Genomic DNA, 19667 nt, shown 5'->3' with positions numbered 1-19667 from the left:
AGGAACTGCCCCTGCGTTAAGGGCAGTTTTTCTTTTTATCAAGCTTAGGAGGGGAAATGATGCAAGCCATGGAACACGAGCAGTATGTCGAATTCAGCCTTGGGAGCGAGCCCTATGCTCTCCCGATTCAAGACATTCATGAAATCATCAAAATGCAGAGCATTACCAGACTCCCGCAAGCGCAGAGCTACATGAAAGGCGTCATTAACATACGGGGGTACATCATCCCCATCGTGAGTCTTTGCCTGCTTTTCGGCCTTCCCGAAGAGGCTGTTACCAAAGCCACCCGCATTATCATCGTTCGTCTCGGAGAGGAAACGGTCGGCATGATCGTCGATCGCGTCAACAAGGTGACCCGGTTTACGGATATTCAGCCTCCGCCGGAGCAGCTGGGCTCCGTAAGCTCGAACTGCTTGTCCGGCATCGGTTTTTCACCTACCGGCCTCGTCGGCATCCTCAGCTTGAACGGCATGTTTCAAGAATATCACTAAAACGTGCGTTTGCGCTTCCAACAGGAAGTAGCCCCATCTTCCCTGCGAGGGATGACGGGGCTGCTTTTTTGTTTCCTTACCGCTTCCTTCCTTGCTCCGGCGGCTTGACGGCATGCCTGCGGTCCTTCTGCCTGCCCGAATTGCCGACGGGGCTCGGTCTCCAGCGGTCGTCCTCCTCTACGAACTCCTCGTAATCCTCTATGTACGTGTCCACAACGGCTTCCTTCTGTTGTTCCGGGTTCACACAGCACTGCTCCTTCAGCTTCATCTTCAGCTTCCTTACGACAACACATATACCTTGACATTCTTCTTCACGCCGAAATGCCTTGCTTGCTTTACGTCCTCCATGTAGACGTCGATTCTGGCGCCGCGGATCGCCGAGCCGGTATCCTCCGCCTGACGGACGCCTACACCGTCAATATAAACCAGTGAACCGAGCGGAATGATGTTCGGATCTACCGCTACCGTACGCCCTTCCGTCGCCCTGCTGCCGCTGTAGGTGATGCCGTAGGCGGGGCTGGAAGGCGTTTTGCCCGTCGATTCCACCCCAGCCGTATAAGCTGTCAGAGTGGAGCTAAGCACCTTCTTGATCACCTTGGCCTCACCGGCCGGCAGCTCCAGCTCTCCACCAATAGCCGGGATTTCCAGCTCCTGCCCTATACGAAGAGCATTGGCGTTCTGAATCCCGTTCGCCGCAGCCAGCAATTGAACGTTGATGCCGAAATCGCGGGCAATCTTGTACAATGTATCTCCCCGGTTCACCTGGTATTTGACGGCTTCCGGCACGACAGGCTTCTGCTCCTCCTCAGGAGCCGGAGGCTCTTCCTCCAGAGTGGCCAGACCATATGGCAAATACCCCGATTCCAGAATCTCGTTGCGCATAACATCTTCCATTTCAATATATGCATCCGCTCTTGAATTCACACTTAATAATACCACAATAGCCACCATGATCGTCCACTTTCGCATTGTCGTTCTCATCTTCAAACTCCTCCTCGAAAAAAAGTAGGTTCCTATGACTAGTAACTAGAGTTGCCCGAATTACTAGATTCTAAACCTGCTTTATCCCAAGGAGGGTGTATCTCCCTTGCGAAGCCAAAGAAGCCGCATCGAAAGAAAGCGAGGCTTTCCTCAATGCGGCTTCACTATTTTCATAGGCGGCCCGGCCCTTTAGTCCATTTCGTAGATCGAGCCGGAACGGCTGGCGAACAGCTCAGCGTACACTTTGTCCGCATACGCATCCGTCATGCCGGAGATGTAATCCGCCACCAGCCGCGGCCAAGACCACTTCTCCTTATGCTGCTCGTAGCTCTCGCTCCAATCCGGAGGCAGAATCAGCCGGCCGGTCTCATAATGCTTGAAGCTGTCCCACAGCTGCTGGAGCATAATCTCGCTGCGCTTCTGCAGCCGCTGGACGCGAAAATCCTTAATCAGCGTCACCCAGGCAAGCTTCTTAAGAATCTCCATCGTCCGAAGCAGCTCCAGATCCTGCTGACCGTCGCGCACGAAGGTGACGCGCTTCCAGCCGCGCTTCGGATCGTCGATAATGCCGACTCTGCCGGCGAACAAGCTTACCCACCGGGCTTTCATCTCCCGCCTCGTACGGGAGGACTCGCGGTTACACTCGGCATAGATCTGTTCCCACTGCTCCAGATACGCATCCAGTACCTGACGCACCATGACCTTCATATCCACCTGATCCCAGCCTACATCGGCGTTCCCATGATCCTGAACGATCTCTTGGATCAGATTCTCCACCAGCCGGTCATCCTCGAAGAAGGTCCGGTTCATCTGGATCTTGCCGGCACGGATGCCGTCTTCTATATCATGGGTCGAATAGGCGATATCGTCGCATAAATCCATGAGCTGAGCCTCCAGCGTCGGGCAGCCGACCGGCATCCCCCACAGGTCGCGAAGGTAGGAGATGCCCTCCCATTCCATGCCGTACACCCCCTTGAGCCGACCGGGCTCCTCCATCGAATACGGGTACTTATTGATGGCCAGCAGGGTAGCCGCCGTCAGGTCCAACCCGCTGCCGCTGCCGGCCCGCTTCTCCAGAAACATCAAAATCCGGAAGTTTTGCGCATTCCCTTCATAAGCGAGCCCATGCTCAGCCGAAAGCAGCTTATTGAGCACCTCTTCCCCCTTATGGCCAAACGGCGGGTGTCCGAAATCATGCGCAAGGGACGCGCATTCCACCACCTCCGGAACCATCATAAGCCCCGGGTGTTCGTTCTTCTGCAAAAACTCATACTGCTTTCCCATACGCCTGGCGGTTTCCCTGGCAATCTGGGATACCTCGAGCGAATGCGTCAACCTCGTTCTATAGTAATCGCCGGAGCCTGCTCCGAATACCTGTGACTTCCCCTGCAGACGCCGGAAGGCCGGCGATTGGATGAGTCGCGCATAGTCCTTTTCGTACTCGTCTCTTTCTTCACTGGACCTGCTGTTTGATATATCGAATAAGCGCTGCTTTCGAATCTCCATGCTGTCTCCTCCTATCTCTCTATTCATGATACCTTATCTAACAGCATTCTGTCATGGGGAGATCGGTTAAATCGTGAAAGGAATTCGTTACCAGACTGTCGAATACAGCATGGATAGACAAATCATGGAGGTCAGAGCAGCATGCATACGATTCCAAGCGTATTACCGCATCGATACCCTTTTCTCATGGTGGATCGGGTAACGGAAGTAGAGCCGGGTGTCTCGGCCGCAGGTTGGAAGAACGTGACATGGAACGAGTGGTTTATTACCGAGGAGCAACCCTATATGCCGGGAACGATGATTCTGGAGGCACTGGCGCAGCTCGGCGCTTTCGCCATGAGCGGAAGCTCGGGCGGGCTCGGTTTTTTGTCGGCCTTCGGCGGTGTGGAGTTTCTCGGCCAAGCCCGCCCGGGTGACCGGATTGAGCTTCAATACGAAATTGTGCGCAATCGCCGAGGCTTCGTGCTAGGCAAAGGGACGGCCGCTGTAGACGGCAGCGTTATTGTGAAGGCCGACGAGCTCATGGTGTATTATCAATCCGAATCCCCAGGGAGTCCGTAAGCTTATATCCGGTTATCGTCTCCCAGAACAAAAAGAGGAGCAGAAGCCCCGTCATGATGAAGTACAGGTGGTTGTAAAAGAGTTATATTTTACCCGAAAAGAGGAATGGTATGTCTTATCAATTGGTGGTACATAACAATCGATTTAACGAGGTCGAACTGATCGATGCAGCGACAGATTCCGCGGTTACCGTAGCCCCTGGCAGAGGAGGAATGGCCATCCGCTTCCGCTCGCACGGCAAGGAGTTGCTTTACCTCGACGAAGCTACCTATCAGGATGAGCAAGCCAATGTGCGCGGAGGCAATCCTGTGCTGTTTCCTATCTCCGGACAGCTTCAAGACGGGGTCTACTCATGGAACGGGCACACGTACAAGATGAGCAGCCATGGGCTTGCGCGCACACGTTCGTGGAAGATCATCGGTACAAGCACCGACGGCCAGGCTTCCGTTACCCTGTCGCTCTCCAGCGACGAAGAGACGCTGAAGTCCTACCCCTTCCCCTTCGAGCTGCGCTTCACTTATTCCTTGAAGGAGGGGGCTTTGACGCTCCAGCAGGAGTACCGCAATCTGTCGGATGCTCCCATGCCGATGTACCCGGGCTTTCATCCTTATTTTGCAACGGATCGCAAAAAGCTGAACTACGAATTGACGGGCGCCACCAAGCTGTACGACTACAACGACGGTCAGGTGAAGCCGTTTCACGGCACCGTAGATTTGGAAGGCAAGCCGGAATCGGTCGCTCTGCTTGATTCCACCCGCCCGGAAATCCGTTTTGCTCCCTCGGAGGATTATGCCGTACGGATGAGCTATGATCCCCAGTTTCGGTATGTGGTTCTATGGGCCGTCGAAGGCAAGCCGTTTGTTTGTGTCGAGCCTTGGATGGCCAAAACGAATGAGCTGAACGTACAAAAGGAGCTTGTCTACGTATCCCCCGGAGAGACGCTGGCGGCAAGCCTGCAGATTCGTGCGGAATTGTAGCTGTGGGAAAAAGCAAGAAGCACTCCGGCCCCTTAAGGGCCTGCGAGTGCTTCTTACTTTTGCTTTGGAAAGCGTATCGTAAAGACGGAACCTTTTCCTTCGATGGAATTTACCGTAATTTTACCGTGGTGACGCTCTACGATGCTAAGGCATACCGCGAGTCCAAGGCCTGTGCCTCCCGGCTTGGTCGTGAAGAATGGCTCGAACAGCTTCCGCTGCACCTCTTCCGGAATTCCTTTCCCGGTGTCGGAAATTCGCAGCTCAACCTCATTGTCTAGCTCACGGGTTGCAATGGTGAGCACCCCCTTCTCCTCCATTGCCTCCATCGCGTTGCGCAGCAAGTTCAGAAGCAGCTGCTTGATCTCCTTGGCATTAAGAAGCAATCGGCTGGTCTCCGAGCCGAAATCCAGCACTAGCGTATGTCCCCGCAAATTGGCCTCCGCAAGCACCAACGGCTCCAGCTGCCTGATGATCGCGTGCAGGTCCGCATATTCCATAGGTACAACACGATTCTGAGCCAAAGAAAGGAAATCGTCGATGATTCCGTTTGCCCGATCCAGCTCTTCCAGCATTACTTGGAGGTAATGTTCATTGGAAACCATCTTCTTCTCCTGCATCAGCTGCACGAAGCCGCGGATAACCGCCATCGGATTACGAATTTCGTGCGTGATGCTTGCCGCCATCTGCCCAACCAGGCTGAGCTGCTCCATGTTGGTGATTTCCTTGCGCAGCCGCAGGAGCTCCGTCGTCTCGAGCGATACCATCACGGCGCCGGCAATTCGCCCATCCTCCAGCTTAATGGGAAAGGCGCTGGTGACAAAGGTACGCTCTTGGTAAGTTTGGATCTGGGAGCGGATATATTCTCCTTGCAGCGCTTGAATCATAAGGCTTTGTTCGTGATTTCTCCCGAAGACCTCGGATATATACGAGTATGGAGTTCCGAGCAGGTGCTTTTTGTTTAAGTGAGGAAAAAAGCTCATCATCGTGTCATTGATCAGGGTCACGCTTTGCTGCTCATCAATGGCGATGATGTTGACTGGGGTTGCGTCAATCAGCTGCTGCAGCTTGAATGCCTCACTTCGATGTTTAACGGACATTTCCCTAAGTTCGTGCTGCAGGCGCTGCCTTTCCCTCAGATTCTCTACCAAATGGACGACAACGGCCACAGAAACCAGCTGGAGCACGCAAAAGCAGATAAGAAATAAATAAAACTCCGCGGAAAGCTCTGTAGGAGCCTGCCACTTTCGATACGCAAGCCCTGCAGAGGTCATCAGCCAACCAAGACCTTGTAAGCCTACAGCGATTCTCATCTTGCCCCGGACATCGGCCGCCTGAAACTTTTTCTTGTACAGGAAAAAAGCAGGAATCAAAATGCTGTGAAGCGCGATAAACACTACAAACGCCAAGCCGCCTCCAAACATGACCGCGCGCAAACCGAAGTAAAGGAGCGTCAGCAGCAGCCCACTCACGTATCCGCCGTACAATACCCCCACCGCATAGGGAACGATTCGCATATCGAACATATAGAAGCTTTCCATCGGAAAGGAAAACAAAATGCAAAGAATGCAAGAGATGCCGCAAAGCAGCACCAGTCTTTGATTCATCGAGAATCCCAGGCCGCTCTCCGGCTTGCGTTCTCCATCCCTCTGACTATAACCGATTCCAAGCAGCAGCGCAGGAAACAGAGCGAGCAGCACTTGCAGCATTGTATCCTTTAATCCCAACATCGTTACCATCCCCCAGCCGTCAGCCACGGTGCATTAGATCAACTATAGGGGAATCATCCAGCCTTTTCAACCTTTTTCCGACGTATTTCGAGCTTTATGCATCCTGCTCTTTCGATGGGCCTTCAGGTCCGATCTTTGTTAAACAACGGCTGCCTGATTTCGGCCTGCTTCCGATCCCTCCGCTCTGCTTCCTCCGCAGATTCGGGAGGCAGCAAATCATCCGCATCCAATGTAGTTGCTAACAAATCAGTTATTTTATCCGGTCCCAGGTCCTCCATTGCCAGCCTCCCTATAGGTTTTTGCCTTAAGCCTTCCCTGACTGCGAAATTTTATGTATCTGCTTTTCCTGGATTTACAACCTTGTATTACTTTCGTATAATGTTTGTATAATGTTTATACACATCGGTGGGAGATGACGGATAATGAGATGGAATTCCATACTTGTGAAGCTAATGGGTGCTTTTGCTTTCATTTTACTATTGTATTCCGCTATGTCTTATGCTTATTTGGGCACTACGATGAAATCGGAAATCCGGGAATCCGCTTCTCTTAAACTGCGATCCGATATGGCTATGGCCAAGGCATACGTGCAGCTGAAGTACCCGGGGGAGTGGTCCCTTAAGGACGGCAAGCTGTACAAGGGAACGACTCTGCTTCAGGATCAGCACCAACTGGTAGATGAAATCGGACAATTCACCGGCGGCTCCATCACTATTTTTAACGGGAATTTGCGTGTTTCCACGAATGTAATGAGCGAGGGAAAGCGGGCAATCGGTACGGCAGCCTCCAAGGAAGTGGAGCAGAGGGTATTGGCGGAGAAGCAGGAGTTCGTCGGAGAGACGCTTGTCCTGGGCAAGATGCACAAGGCCATTTATGAACCGATCCAGGATGCCGGAGGTAACGTCGTGGGTATGTTCTTTGTCGGGATGCCAAGTGCGCCTTTCGATCGGCTGGTAACAGACTTTCAAGCCAAGATGCTGTGGCTTAGCGCCGTGGCGCTGATCGTCTGTCTTGGCTTGTCTTACCTGATCAGCAGACCGACCCTGCAGGCAGTACGCCATTTGGCCGAAGGGGCTGCCGCGATCTCTCAGGGAGACCTGACAAGGAGGATGGCTGTCCAATCCAAAGACGAGCTGGGGGAGCTGGCGGGAACCTTTGAGCTAATGCGAACAAGGCTGTCGCAGATGATGTCAACTCTCCGCGACATGTCGGTAAACCTGAAGCAAAACAGCGATTACTTATCCGAAGCCGCTCAGCAAGGCGAGCATGCCTCTACCGAGGTAGCCAGTGCCGTACAGAGCATCGCTGAAGGGGTAACGGAGCAAAATGACCGCCTCACGGTCATTCGCGGGCAGATGCAGTCTACGGTTCTGCAGATGAAGCTTGGCAGCGATACCGTTCACGCTGCCTTGGACGATGCGGAGCAATCCTTCGCCGCTGCCGTGAGGGGAAGCGAGTCGATCTCCGAAGCGAGCCGGCACCTGTACTCCATACGGGATACGCTCCAAAGCTCCTCCGAATCGATGCATCGCCTGAATGAACGGTCCAAGGAGATCGAAGGCATCATCGTTTTGATCAAACAGATTTCGGATCAAACCAATCTGCTGGCTCTGAATGCTTCGATCGAAGCGGCCCGCGCGGGAGAGCAAGGCCGAAGCTTTGCCGTCGTTGCGGCGGAGGTGCGCAAGCTGGCCGAGCAGACAAAAGCGGCGGCATTAGAAATCAACACCTTGATTCAAGGTGTTGTCGAAGGCACCGGACATACGACCCGTGAAATGGATGCGAGCGTGCTGGGCATTCAGGAGCAGCTCCGGTATATGACCTCGGGACAAACCGCGCTAGGGACCATCGTAGCCTGTACCGAAGACACTCGCAGCAAAGCGGTGGAGCTGCAAAAGGTGTTCCTTCAGATGCTGGAGCGCGCACAAGAATCGATGGAAGCGGTGGAGGGCATCGGACGGGTCGTGGAGAGCACCGCTGCCGCTGCGGAGCAAGTAGCCGCATCGGCGGAGGAGCAGACCGCTACCGTGCACGAGATCTCCTCCTCCTCCCGCGGGGTCAGGTTCATCGCCGGCAATCTGGACCGCAAGGTACAGGAATTCAAGCTGAGTGCCGCTACAGAATTCGTCTCGCCAGAGGCAACCGGAGGAGGATGAAATGGCTGATAAGGAAGCTTCCGAGAATCCCTAGAAGAGTTACCCAAACAAACCGCTGGAACGGGCTTATCGGCCATTCCTCCGCAAGAAACTGTAGTGCGACTACGATGGGAACATGGATGATGTACCCCGCATAGGTGCCGGCAGCCATCGCTTTCAGAACCGGGAAGGGCCGGTGACCATAGTGCCGGAACAGCGTGATCAAGCCGATGCAAAGTCCTGTGCACATGAAGGTTTCATGCAGTGAGTAGTAGAAGCTCCCCCATGCCAGCCCGCCGAAGCTGTGTATACGAAGGAGACCCGCATACTGTATACCCGCAAGTGTTACCCCTACGGCAAGCCAGAGGATGCCTTGCTTCGCCGGGAGCTTGTCCAGCCATTGCCTGCGGGCTGCGAGAGCTCCTGCGATGAAGAACGATACGTACTGAGGCACATGGGCGAACTCCGTCTGGATGATGCCGAGAAATCCGACCCAGCGATCGATGGGGTACTCTATTCGCACGAGGAAGGTAACTGTTCCGATGCCTAACGCGTATGCAATAATCGTGCTTGATTTAGGAAACGCGGCTTTGCTGCCGGTGATCGGCCGGACCGGGACGAGGCGGCGAAGAAGCGCGTACACGAGTGAATAGAACAGCAGATGCTCGATAAACCACAGATGGCCGAAGTTGAAATCGGGCCAAGAGGGACCTGTCCAGTCGGCCGGCTTGCTTCCAAGACCGAGGTACACATGAATATAGTAGTCAGGAAAGCTAATAGGGGGATAGCCCCGAAAGGAAGTATAGTAAGTGTACATCAACAGCGGAATCATCCCGAGGAAGCCCAGCAGCAGCGGAATTCCGAAGCGCCCCAGCCGATCTCTCAGGAAATGACCCGCTCCTTTGCGGTCGAAGGAAGCGGGCAAGAAGTATGCCGACAGCAGGAAAAACAGACTCATGAAAAAGCCCGCGTTTACGGCAAAGAAGCTGCCGAGCTCGGTCGTCTCCTGCGTCTTGAAAAACCAAAAGCCGTTCGAGGAACCGTACGGCTGGCCGGCATGATGAGCTACGACCAGCATCATCAACGCAATTTTCAGGTGGTCCAGATAAACAAGTCTCTGTTTTATTATAGGTTGTTGCATCCTATCGTTCATCCTCCCTTGGTGTCTGTCCTTACTTTACCATGGAAGAAAGGGCAGTTCACCGAAGAAACGAGGGCCGGGAACGCAAGCTTTGGCTTCGGAAGGCGTTTCGGTGACGCTTCGGTGACGCTTTGATGGAAACGGGAGGAAAAAATTGTAATCCAATTGAAATCTGTTTTTCATTTTCCTTTAATGTTCATGTCCTATAATAATCCTCGACCCCCTTTTTTAATATATATTACTGGATGGCCTGCAGCCTGTTGCTGCGGGTCTTTTTTTTCATTTGGTCAAAAAGAGGCGGCAGCCGTGAGGCCGCAGCTCCTAAGCTTATGGTATAGTAAAAGCAACTACTCTTACATAAGGCAGGCGCACGCTCCATGACAACCTTATTGCTGGTGGACGACCACCCGATGTTTCTGGCCGGCACACAAATGATTCTCGAGAAGCACGGCTTCATTGTAGCTGCAGCGGCCACCGCGGCCGAAGCCCGGCAGAAGCTGGAGCAATCCCGCTTCGACGCGTATTTATACGACCTCAACCTGCCGGAGGTCAATGGCTTTGAGCTAACCGGAATGACGCTGGACCGCCACCCGGATGCGTGTATCGTCATTCTGACGGGTGAAGTGCTGGCGGAGCATTTCGATCGGCTCATGGAGCTCGGAGTCAGCGGCCTGCTTGACAAATCGAGCACCGGGGACCAGCTCGTTACCGGGCTTACCCTAGCCATGGAGGGCCGTGTCGTTCTACCTCTGGAGCTCGCCAGACAGCTACGGACGAAGCCGCACAGCCGCACGGACCCGGACGAGGCGATTCGGCAGCGTAGGCTCACGGAGAACGAACGCAAGGTGCTTGAGCTCATAGCCCGAGGAGGCAAAAATAAAGACATTGCCGCCGCTCTCTTCATGAGCCAGCGCAATGTCGAATATTTGATCTCCAGTATCTTTGAGAAGCTTGCCGTTTCCTCCCGGCAGGAGGCCGTGGCGAGGGCAGCTGCGCTGGGCTACTTATCCTAGCGCTAAGTTCAGGGAATGTGACAAACGACGCGCAGCCCTAGTCCGGGCTCGGACTCCAGCTCCAGAGAGCCGTCCAGCATACGGACACGCTCCCGCATGCCCTGCAGACCGAGTCCTCCGCCTGCAGCGGAGGACAGCTCCAGCCCGCGGCCGTTATCCTCGTACTCGATGAGCATCCCCGCTCCACTGCCGGAAGGCCCGAGCCGCAGACGCACCTGCTCCGCACCGGAATGCTTCATCGCGTTATGAATCAGCTCCTGCACGATGCGGTATGCCGCAATCGTTTGCTCCTCGCCAGGCTCCACTCCAAGCGGCTGCTGCTCGAACTCAAGCGCAAAGTCCGCACGGAGCCGCGTCTTCTCCACCAGCCTCGCCACGGCGGAAGCAATGCCGTTCTCAGCCAGGAAAGCAGGCATCAGCTCGCTGCACGTTTCGCGAAGCTGAAATTCGATATTCTCCAAACCGACGGCCAGCTCCTCTTCACGGGTAGCTCCCATAGTGCGTCGTAGATGCAGCAGCTCCTGCAGCACACCATCGTGCAGATCGGAGGCCAGCCTTCTGCGCTCCTTCTCTCCCAGCTGCAAAAGCAGCCTCGATGCCCATGACTCGCCCCCTCCCCGCTCCGCTTCCAGCTCTGCCAATCGGGCATCCGCCAACGCCAAGTTCTCATAGAATACGGCGATCGTTTTGGCCATTAGCCGCAGTGTCAGCCGCTCCCGCTCATCCGGCTCAACCATCGGCCCCCCCGGCTCGGGCCCAATGCCGACGGCGATCCGTTCGCCTTTCCATTTTCCAATCACAGCTATTTGCTCCGTCTCAAGGAAATCTTCCTCCACAGGCTGCTTCCGCAGCTCGAAGGTTCTTCGCGGAAACAGCTTGCTTCCTTCCTTTACGATCTCCTCTTCCAGGGCCTCAACCCGGTGGATCCGGGCAAGCCTTGTCAGGAGCTCGTCCATTCGAATCCGCGTTTCGGACTCCAGCTCCAGGGAATGACGGGACGCAGCGAACCGCCGAAGGAAGAGTCCGCCGAAGGTTACGACCAGCACGAGCAGCGACCAAGGAAACGTATCCTCCCATCCCTGGCGCAGCCAGTGGCTCTCCTTCGCCTCCAGATTCCAGCCGAACACGTCCTGCAGCAGGTCTTTCCCGAGATCCGGGGCAACGAGCAGGATAAACACGAACATACCGCCCGCCGTCCACCGCTCCTCCGCAGCCCTCGCTCCTCCCGCTAGCAGCATTCCCATCTGGACGAGCTGGATCGAAGCGAAGGCAATGACCTCCAGCAGAAACAACTGATTCAGAAGGAAGAAATATCCCGGTGGAGCCTCGACCGCGTAAGCCATAAGGGTGATGGCAAAAAGCAGCAGGCTCAGCTCCCGAAGCCTTCGGTGAATTCCCGCCCTTCCCCCGCCGTACAAATAATCCATAAGACAGAAGGCGAGGAACAGCAGTACCGTTTTGACCAAAAGGGAATAGTAGGTCGTATCTGCAGGACCCCCGAACAATAAGCTCTTCTCATCCCACTCCAGTAGGAGCAGAGTCGATGCGGCGAAAGAGAACATGGACACATAGAGAAACCCGCGCTCCCCCCGAACCGCCAAGAACATACCGAGCAGGATCAAGCCGACAAAAGCAAACAGCAGGGCAAACGCCGCATCATCCAGATGATGCCTGAGCGCCTGGACAAGGTAGGATGACGCCGGTACAGGCTGCAGCAAAAATTCATTCGTAAGCCCGTTCAATGCAAAAATGACAAAAGCCGTCAAAAAGAGCAACGGCAGCTGCAGTTGACGCAATTTAGATATCATCCCCCTTCCGCCTATCGCTAATGAATTTGACTCTCGAACAGCTGATTCCTGCTGGTGCGCCGAATAAGAAAGATGAGCAGAAGCACATCAAGGACGGCTAACACCCCGCCCGCCGCAAAAAGGATCAGGGGACTCAAGAATACCAGCCCAGTGGATTGACTGACGAGCAGCCCGATCACCGGCAGCACCAGCAAGCCGCCGAATTGCTGCGCCTCCTGGAACGTCTTCACCCTAGCGGATATCAGGACGTTCAATAAAATGCTGAAGAGCACCAGCGCCGGGACCAGCCAGCCCATGAGCAGCAGCCACGAGGCATCCAGGAAGAAAGGGGAGGCGAAGACCCCGCCCGCCAGTCCATTCACCGCCAGCGCAGCGAGAACAAAGGTTGCCAGTGCAATGCCATAGGAAGGAAGGAACGCTGCCAGCACCTTGCCGGTAAACAGCTCTGCCATGGAGATCGGAGCGAACAATAAGCTCTCCAGTGTCCGGCGCTCCTTCTCCCCAACGAAGCTGTTTGCGGCAGAGACGCTGGAGTTAATGATCGCCGTCAGCAGGTAGAAGGGAACCAGCAGGAAATTCAACACAAAGTACACAAACCTTAGGCTTAAGGACGGAAGCGAAAGCAGCTCCTCCTTGACCCGATTGTCAGGCAGGTGCGCCACCAGCTCCGTGATGGCTTTCTCGGCATCTCCCCCCGCTCCCTCCATCCAGTCGGTATGAATTCCAATCCAAGTGGCCGCTACCGGCATCACGCCGCAGAGAAGCAAGGAAAGCACGACCATCGGCACCCATACCTTACGAGAGGCGAAGGCCGACCCGATATCCTTGCGTAGGATCGCACCCCAAACGTTACGATTCATGCCGCTCTCCTCCGATCTGAAAGTACAGTGTTTCGAGGCTTCGATTCACGATTTCGCAGGAGTGAACCCAGCCTTCAGCGAGCAGCTTCCGCAGCAGCGGGGAGATCTCATCCTTCCCGCGCAGGGTAAACATAAGCCGGTCCTCTCCCACGTAACGATAGGGATATTGTCCCTGATATAGCTCCGGATGGTCAGGCTTCACATTCGTCTCTACCAGCAGCTCAACGGACTGAAGGTATTTGCGCTCAAGCGCCTCGGGGGTGCCTTGCTCCACAATGCGCCCTTGATGAATAAACAAGTAATCCGTGCACACCGTTTCGAGCTGCTGCAGCACATGCGAACAGATAAGAATGGTTACGTTCTCCTCTTGCGCTACCGACTTCAAGTACCCCATGACGAGCCGGATGCCTTCCGGATCCAGACCGTTCGTCGGTTCATCGAGGAACAGCAGCTTCGGACGGTGGAGCAGCGCCTTGGCCAGCGCCACCCGCTTCTTCATGCCTGTCGAGAAGGAGCCCACCTTCTGATCGCGATGCTCCCACATGTCAAACTGCTTCAGCAGTCTTTCGGCGCGTGCATCATCCTCCTTCTCCGTCCCGTAAATACGGCCGAAAAACCGAAGATTGTCCAGTGCACTCCTGTCGTGATATAACGATGCGCTTTCGGTGACAATCCCGACCTTACGCCGGATGTCGTCACCCTGCCGCCGCGGATCCAAACCCGCTACCCGGACGTTGCCTCCATCCGAGTCGATGACGCCGCAGAGCAAGCGAATGATGGTGGTTTTGCCGGAGCCGTTCGGCCCGAGAAGACCGGTAATCGCCCCCTCCTGCACCTCAAAGCTGACATCGCGAAGAATCGGCTTGCCGCCGAAAGCTTTATTCAGCCCTTCCACTTGAATCAGCGGGGCTGCAGCCGAATGTTTGAGCATGAAATATGCCCCCTCTTATATTATTACCAATAATGATAATGGTTCCCCAGTAAAAAAACAAGGAGAACGGATGGGCCCGTCTCCTATGAATCAAAGGTCACGCGAATATCCAGAATCTCCGAGCGGCTGCCGATTCGAACCGGCGGCCCCCAGAAGCCGAAGCCGGAGGAGACGATCACATGCATCGCACCCTTACGCAGGTAGCCCCAGTCCAGCTCAAATATGCGGCGGGTAATGAGATGGTTCGGCATCATTTGGCCGCGGTGGGTGTGGCCGGACAGCATCAGATCCACGCCGGCTTGCGCCGCTTCAGCGAACTGTGTCGGCTGGTGGTCGAGCAGGATGATTGGCTTCGCCGAATCGATGTCCTTCAGCAGTTCCTCGTGGACGAGTCTTCCCTCCCCTGCGAAGCGGTTCACAGATTTATCCTTCCTTCCGGCTACATAGAAGCTTCCGTCAATCTCCAGCACCCGGTCGATCAGCACCTCGATTCCGATCTCCTTCATCCGCTTGACGTAATCCTCAATGTGGCCGCCGATATATTCATGATTGCCGAGACAGGCGTAAACGCCCAGCGGGGCTTGCAGCTTTCTCATGACGTCGGCCATATTCTCCCGAATGAACGGTTCGATGCTGTCATCCAATACGTCTCCGGGCAGCAGGATCATATCCGGCTTTAGGGCTTCCATCTGCTGAATCAAACGGGACAGGTGGCCTTTGCCTACCGTTGTGCCGAGGTGCAGATCGGAAGCGGCCGCGATCCGCAGCTCCTTGCGATGACCGGCCTGCTTGGCTATCGTGATATCATACCGTCTTACCGTCGGCTGCCAAGCGTTCCGCGTGCCTTGCAGCAGCAGTACCAGAAGAATAGCCATGACGATATACCCCACAACGAGAACGGCGGATGACCCCGGATATCCGGCGATCTGCAGCAGCCAAACCGCCAAATCAGCGAACGGCAGCAGGAGCACGCAATAGAAGAAGCAGGCTATGCCGTAGGCACCGATCAGCTTGATCCACTTGTACAGCGCATAGGGCAGCACCCGTCGCAGGAGCATCGCCAGCAGATAACCGAACGCAAGCAGCACAAAAACGCCCCAGAACAAACCTCCCGTACCGTTAGAAGGAAACGCCGTTTCCCAGAACGAAACGGCGTTCCAGAGCACATACAGATTCAAGCCGACATAAATCACCATAATGGCGGTAAACACGAGAAGAAATCGAAAATTCATGCGTTTAATAAGCTCCTTAGCTTGAAATAATTCGGACGATCCTCCATCCCCACTTATTCTCGCACAAACCTCGTCAAAAGCAAAATAACGCTGCAGGTCTGCGTCCGAATTCTAAAAAAAAGATACCTTATCGGCGATATGCCACAAGGTATCTTAAGTTCAAAAGCTATGGTTTCGGATTCACTTCGATTTCCTTCAAATTGCGGAGAATGTTGACTTCTACCCGGCGGTTCTTGGACCGCCCCTCCGGCGTATCGTTGGTCTCAATCGGACGGTATTCGCCGTATCCGATCGATCGGAAGCGCTCCGGACCCGCCTTGCCGGACGCAAGCAAATATTTCATGAAGTTCAACGAACGCCTGGCGCTCAGATCCCAGTTCGTCTCGAATTCTCCACCGCGGTTGATCGGCACATTGTCCGTATGACCCGCAACCTCGATGTTGTAATTCGGGTATCCGGCCAGCATGTCCGAGATCGCCCCCGCCAGCTTCTGGGCCTCGGGCTTCACAGCCGCCGAGCCTGAGGTAAAGAGCGCATGGTCGCGGATCGTAATCATCAGCATATCGGGCGTCAGCTTCGTCTCGAGCTGAGAATCCAATCCGTTCTCCTTAATGTATCCGTCGAGCTTCTGTTTCAGCTCCTCGAGATCCTTCTTCTCTTTCTCCAGCTGCTGTTGCTGCTGCGTTACGGTGCTGTTCTGAGGACTATCCTCATCCTTGTCCTTGTCCTTCTTCTTCGATTCAGAGACAGGCTCCTGCATCACGGGCACTGCGCTCGTTACCTCGAACATCCCCGTACCGCCGGAAAAGGCGGAATTCAACGCCCGCATAATCTGATCGTATTTCTTGGAGTCAATTTGGCTGGAGGCGAACAAAATGATAAACAGCGCAAGCAGCAGGGTAAGCAAATCGGCATAAGGAATGAGCCAGGTTTCGTCAATGTGCTCCTCGTGGTGTTCCTTCCGATGCTTCTTGCTCATTGCTCGCCCTCCGCCTTATTCGAGGCCGCCCGCTCTGTAGGAGACAAGAATACCGAAAGCTTCTGCGTTACGGCGAACACGGATACACCCGCTTGGATGGACAGCAAGCCTTCTACGATCATCAGCTTGATTTCCACTTCCTTCTTGGACTTCTGCTTCAGCTTATTCGCCATCGGATGCCACAGCACGTAACCGGAGAAAATACCGAGCAAGGTCGCAACGAACGCCGCCGAAATCAAGTGACCCAGCTTCTCGACCTCGCTCAAGTTACTGAGGGCCGCAATCAGACCTACGACCGCCCCGAGAACCCCCAGCGTCGGAGCGTAAGTGCCCGCTTGGGTAAAGATCAGGGCATTGTTTCTATGTCGCTCTTCCATGGCGCTGACTTCTTCGAGCAGAACGTCGCGGACGAATTCCTGATCGTTCCCGTCAATGATCATACGAAGACCGTTCTTCATAAATTCGCTTTGAATTTCATCTACCTTCGCTTCTAAAGCGAGCAAGCCTTCACGGCGCGTCGTGGCTGTCATTTCAGTGAACAGCTCCATCAAATCCTTCTTGGATTCCAGCTTCTGCTCACTAAAGAGAACCTTAAACAGCTTAGGAATCTTCTTCAGATCTTCCATTTCGAACCCGATGAAAAGGGCGGCCGCCGTTCCGACAAAAATAATCATGAAGGCTGCACCATTCAACAATGACGCCGGGCTTGCCCCTTTTAAATACATACCGACAACTACGGCAATTATCCCTAGCGCCAAGCCTATGTAGGTAGACTTATTCATTCCATACTCTCCCCAATTTTACATATTTCGACATTTAGACACACGGATCGACCCTACTACTATCATAATCCGACTCTACGAGATTGTAAACGATAAAAATGAGCAGATGCGGGAAAAACAAGGGGAGCAAGCCAAGCGCCTGCGTGTACTCCCCTGTCTCCCGACGCGCCGGTTACTAGGACTTTAGGCGGAATTACGCAGGCCCGTAATGAAACGGATCATCTCCTCAGCCGGCAGCGGCTTGCTGAAGAAATAGCCTTGTCCGGTATCGCAGTGGAGCCCCCTAAGAATGTTCAGTTGCTCTGCGTTCTCCACTCCCTCCGCTACGACCTCCTTCCCCAGCATATGCGACATCGAAATAATCGCCGGGACAATCGAGCGCTCCAGCTGCTCTTCGGTCATGTTCATAATAAAGGAGCGGTCGATCTTGATCGAGGAGACCGGAAGCTGCTGGATCACGCTTAAGGAGGAATATCCGGTGCCAAAATCGTCCATGGAGATATGTATGCCCAGCGCCACCAGCTCGTCCAGTGTCTTCATGACCATCGTCAGCTTGTCCATGACCATGCTTTCGGTAATCTCCAGACACAGCTGTCCGGCCGGAAGTCCGGTTGCGCGAAGCGCTCTCGTCACGATATAGACGAAATCCGGCTGCATCAATTGAATGGCGGATACATTGACGGACACGGTCATGGGGTAATCGGACAGCCCGGCCCAACCGACCGCCTCCCGGCAAGCCTCCTCGAGCACCCACTGGCCGATCATGACGATCAAACCGCTTTGCTCCGCAAGAGGAATAAATTCGACAGGGGAAACGGCGCCCAGCTCCTTCGAATGCCAACGCAGCAGCGCCTCTGCACCGGTCAGCCGGTCCGCAGCCAAGTCATACTGCGGCTGGTAATAGAGCTCCAGTTCCCCGTTCTCCAAACTTTTGCGCAGCGCGGTCTCCATATCCACATGACGACGAAGGGCCGCATTCAGCTCCTGAGTATAGAACCGGTATTGATTGCCCCCGCTGGACTTCGCATGATACATGGCGATATCCGCATTCTTCATAAGATGGGAGGTAGAATCTCCGTCGTTCGGATACAGGCTGATTCCGATGCTGGCCGCCAGGTAGAACTCGCGCTCCTGCAGCTCCACCGGCCGTAAGAACAGCTGAAGAATCGATTCCGCCGTCAGAATCACCTCATCGATCTCGTTGATGCCCGGCAGCAGCAATGCGAACTCATCTCCGCCCAGGCGAGTCACAACCCCTTGTTCCCCTATGGCCTCCGTCAGACGATTCGACAGCTCGATCAGCGCTTCATCCCCGAACTGATGCCCGAGCGTATCATTAATGAACTTAAACCGGTCCAAATCAATCAGCAGAACCGCCAGCTTTCTTGCTTTCCGTTCGGCTTCCGCCAGCTTCTCCTCCAGCATCTGATTGAACTTCAGCCGGTTGGCCAATCCGGTCAGAGGATCGTGGTGAGCGATATACTGCGTATACAATTCCTCCTGCTTCCTAGCTGTAATATCGCGAATGACCGCAAGCACATACCGCTCGCCGCCCGCCACCATGGTGTCCGTGTCAACCAGAACCGTCTTTCTTTGTCCGGTTAAGGTTACCAGCGTGCATTCCCGGTTGACCCATGGGCTCATGAGCAAAGCTTCGGAAGTGATCTTTCCCTCCAGAGCCTCCTCCCCCTCGTTTAAGTAGCGGTACAGCGGGGTATAGAGCAGCTCGCCGCCGAACATTTTCACCGAGCTCGGGTTCGCCTCCTGCACAACCAGCTGCCGGTCCATCAGAAGAATGGCCGTCGGATTAATTTTGTACAGCACCTCGAATTTACTCGAAGCCGAAGGAAGCAGGTCGCTTCGGTTCATCAGCAGCCGGATGGCAAATCCCCATACGAATATCGGTAAAATGCTAAGCGTGGACGGAATCGGGACATGCCCCTCCAGTCGCTGGGAAAGCCACCAGCATAACATACCGGAAGCGCCGACCAAAAGATGAGCCTGGATCAGCGTAAGGAAGCGGCGCTTCTCCTGCCGATTACGAGTCTGTAGCCAAGCCTTCAGGGAAATCCCGAAATTAATAAACGAAAACAAGGCCATACAGCCTAATAATAGAACGAGCGGCAGCTCCGGCTGTTCCAGCTTCCACATGGCTTCCGTCCGGGCCCCTCCGACCAGCACTTGATGCCCCTGGGTGAACAGGATGGCAAAGTACACAAGCACCGGCATGAGAGCAGCCGTCCGAAGCCAGCCCCATGGAACGGAATGATAACGGCGGGCAATAAGAAAGTGAAACATCAGTGCGAAGGTGCCGCACAGCAGCGTTGCGGGATATTTGACATATATGGCGATCCCGAGGGTGAAGCTCCCGGGTAGAACGATTTGCGCATAGTCCGACAGGAAGATGAAGAACAGGGTGAACATGACGCCGGCTGCCGCCTGATTTTCCTTATTCTTCGGATCTCTCTTGAAGATTTCGATGGAGCAGTAAAGCAGGAAAAACATAGGCATCAAAAGGATTAGTAACACGACGCTCCCCATTG

Annotated in this window: 18 protein-coding genes; 5 read left to right on the top strand and 13 right to left on the bottom strand. The window is 54.6% G+C overall.

The features are described 5' to 3' along the window. Positions 1-59 precede the first annotated feature (59 nt). Positions 60-491, top strand: coding sequence for a chemotaxis protein CheW (locus QMO62_RS21430; protein WP_284644108.1), 432 nt, complete (start codon positions 60-62; stop codon positions 489-491). 76 nt (positions 492-567) lie between these two features. Here the strand turns inward: QMO62_RS21430 and QMO62_RS21425 are convergent, their stop codons facing one another. The 3 genes from QMO62_RS21425 to QMO62_RS21415 all read right to left on the bottom strand — a co-directional run bounded on the left by QMO62_RS21425 (position 568) and on the right by QMO62_RS21415 (position 2978). Further along, positions 568-759 carry a hypothetical protein gene (locus QMO62_RS21425; RefSeq protein WP_284644106.1) on the bottom strand — a complete coding sequence of 64 codons (192 nt, stop codon included), beginning with the start codon at positions 757-759 and terminating at the stop codon, positions 568-570. Positions 760-770: 11 nt separating this feature from the next. Then, the gene (locus QMO62_RS21420) at positions 771-1472 is read right to left on the bottom strand and encodes a 3D domain-containing protein (protein WP_284644104.1); all 702 of its coding nucleotides are present in this window, start codon (positions 1470-1472) and stop codon (positions 771-773) included. 189 nt (positions 1473-1661) lie between these two features. Continuing rightward, positions 1662-2978 carry a deoxyguanosinetriphosphate triphosphohydrolase family protein gene (locus tag QMO62_RS21415; RefSeq protein WP_284644103.1) on the bottom strand — a complete coding sequence of 439 codons (1317 nt, stop codon included), beginning with the start codon at positions 2976-2978 and terminating at the stop codon, positions 1662-1664. A gap of 141 nt (positions 2979-3119) precedes the next feature. Between QMO62_RS21415 and QMO62_RS21410 the strand changes: the two genes are divergently transcribed. Together QMO62_RS21410 and QMO62_RS21405 are read left to right on the top strand one after the other, a co-directional pair. After that, positions 3120-3539 (top strand): 3-hydroxyacyl-ACP dehydratase FabZ family protein, encoded by a 420-nt coding sequence (locus QMO62_RS21410; RefSeq protein ID WP_284644102.1) that lies wholly within the window; start codon positions 3120-3122, stop codon positions 3537-3539. 110 nt (positions 3540-3649) lie between these two features. Further along, on the top strand, positions 3650-4516 hold the full coding sequence (locus tag QMO62_RS21405) for an aldose epimerase family protein (RefSeq protein ID WP_284644101.1): 867 nt from the start codon (positions 3650-3652) through the stop codon (positions 4514-4516). 53 nt (positions 4517-4569) lie between these two features. On the opposite strand, the gene QMO62_RS21400 is transcribed toward QMO62_RS21405, so the two are convergent. Both QMO62_RS21400 and QMO62_RS21395 read right to left on the bottom strand, forming a co-directional pair. Next, a complete protein-coding gene (locus QMO62_RS21400) occupies positions 4570-6270 on the bottom strand; it encodes a two-component system sensor histidine kinase NtrB (RefSeq protein ID WP_284644099.1) in 1701 nt (566 codons plus the stop codon). Between the two features lie 95 nt (positions 6271-6365). Next, positions 6366-6521 (bottom strand): hypothetical protein, encoded by a 156-nt coding sequence (locus QMO62_RS21395; protein ID WP_284644097.1) that lies wholly within the window; start codon positions 6519-6521, stop codon positions 6366-6368. A gap of 144 nt (positions 6522-6665) precedes the next feature. On the opposite strand from QMO62_RS21395, the gene QMO62_RS21390 reads away from it, so the two are divergent. Then, positions 6666-8399 (top strand): methyl-accepting chemotaxis protein, encoded by a 1734-nt coding sequence (locus tag QMO62_RS21390; protein ID WP_284644095.1) that lies wholly within the window; start codon positions 6666-6668, stop codon positions 8397-8399. On the opposite strand, the gene QMO62_RS21385 is transcribed toward QMO62_RS21390, so the two are convergent. Further along, positions 8359-9519, bottom strand: a complete 1161-nt coding sequence (locus tag QMO62_RS21385) for an acyltransferase family protein (protein WP_284644093.1) — start codon at positions 9517-9519, stop codon at positions 8359-8361. The genes QMO62_RS21390 and QMO62_RS21385 overlap by 41 nt on opposite strands. Positions 9520-9896: 377 nt before the next feature. Here QMO62_RS21385 and QMO62_RS21380 point away from each other — a divergent pair, with 377 nt between their 5' ends. Next, the gene (locus QMO62_RS21380) at positions 9897-10532 is read left to right on the top strand and encodes a response regulator transcription factor (protein WP_284644091.1); all 636 of its coding nucleotides are present in this window, start codon (positions 9897-9899) and stop codon (positions 10530-10532) included. A gap of 8 nt (positions 10533-10540) precedes the next feature. On the opposite strand, the gene QMO62_RS21375 is transcribed toward QMO62_RS21380, so the two are convergent. The 7 genes from QMO62_RS21375 to QMO62_RS21345 all read right to left on the bottom strand — a co-directional run bounded on the left by QMO62_RS21375 (position 10541) and on the right by QMO62_RS21345 (position 19665). Beyond that, positions 10541-12340 (bottom strand): sensor histidine kinase, encoded by a 1800-nt coding sequence (locus QMO62_RS21375; RefSeq protein ID WP_284644089.1) that lies wholly within the window; start codon positions 12338-12340, stop codon positions 10541-10543. 17 nt (positions 12341-12357) lie between these two features. Next, positions 12358-13200, bottom strand: coding sequence for an ABC transporter permease subunit (locus QMO62_RS21370; protein ID WP_284644087.1), 843 nt, complete (start codon positions 13198-13200; stop codon positions 12358-12360). After that, entirely contained in the window at positions 13190-14131 is a 942-nt protein-coding gene (locus QMO62_RS21365) for an ABC transporter ATP-binding protein (protein ID WP_284644085.1), read from the bottom strand. Before QMO62_RS21365 ends, QMO62_RS21370 begins: the two co-directional genes overlap by 11 nt. Before the next feature lie 83 nt (positions 14132-14214). Continuing rightward, entirely contained in the window at positions 14215-15363 is a 1149-nt protein-coding gene (locus tag QMO62_RS21360) for a metallophosphoesterase (protein ID WP_284644083.1), read from the bottom strand. A 166-nt stretch (positions 15364-15529) separates the two neighbouring features. Next, entirely contained in the window at positions 15530-16342 is an 813-nt protein-coding gene (gene motB, locus QMO62_RS21355; RefSeq protein WP_284644081.1) for a flagellar motor protein MotB, read from the bottom strand. Next, on the bottom strand, positions 16339-17124 hold the full coding sequence (gene motA / locus QMO62_RS21350; RefSeq protein WP_284644079.1) for a flagellar motor stator protein MotA: 786 nt from the start codon (positions 17122-17124) through the stop codon (positions 16339-16341). Before motA ends, motB begins: the two co-directional genes overlap by 4 nt. A 183-nt stretch (positions 17125-17307) precedes the next feature. Further along, positions 17308-19665, bottom strand: a complete 2358-nt coding sequence (locus QMO62_RS21345; protein WP_284644077.1) for a putative bifunctional diguanylate cyclase/phosphodiesterase — start codon at positions 19663-19665, stop codon at positions 17308-17310. Positions 19666-19667 lie beyond the last annotated feature (2 nt).

The sequence above is a fragment of the Paenibacillus silviterrae genome, assembly GCF_030167925.1.
GTDB lineage: Bacteria > Bacillota > Bacilli > Paenibacillales > NBRC-103111 > Paenibacillus_G > Paenibacillus_G silviterrae.
This window is presented reverse-complemented; position numbering and strand designations above follow the sequence as displayed.